Annotated in this window: 2 pseudogenes; one reads left to right on the top strand and one right to left on the bottom strand. The window is 40.3% G+C overall.

Going from position 1 to position 372, the window contains the following annotated elements:
• A pseudogene (locus BZK24_RS09210) lies at positions 1–98 on the top strand (phosphoserine phosphatase SerB); the annotation flags it as partial.
• Positions 99–123: 25 nt separating this feature from the next.
• Here BZK24_RS09210 and BZK24_RS08515 read toward each other — a convergent pair.
• Positions 124–372: pseudogene (locus BZK24_RS08515) on the bottom strand (heavy metal translocating P-type ATPase); the annotation flags it as partial.

Consider the following 372-nt stretch of genomic DNA (forward strand, 5'->3'; position numbering starts at 1 on the left):
CTATCAAAATCGCTTTCAACGCTAAAGAGGTTTTAAAACAGCACGCCACGCATTGCATCAATGAGCCTGATTTAGCCCTAATCAAGCCTTTGATTTAAAAAAATTTTTTTGTAAAATACTCCTTTAAAAGGATAACCATGTTCCAACCCCTACATCCCCAAAGACCGCTTCCCACAAGCTCGCTACCCCCATAAGCCCTAGCACGATAAAAACCGCTTTAATCCCCAAAGCGAACAAGATATTTTGCCAAATAATGCTTTTAGCTTTTTTAGCGATCGCTAAAACTTTCACTAACGAATTTAAGGAGTCATTAGTGATCACAATGTCTGCACTTTGCTTGCTCAATTCTGAGCCTTTCCCCATGCCAATCCC

It is taken from the genome of Helicobacter pylori (genome assembly GCF_001998165.1).
GTDB classification, from domain to species: domain Bacteria; phylum Campylobacterota; class Campylobacteria; order Campylobacterales; family Helicobacteraceae; genus Helicobacter; species Helicobacter pylori_DL.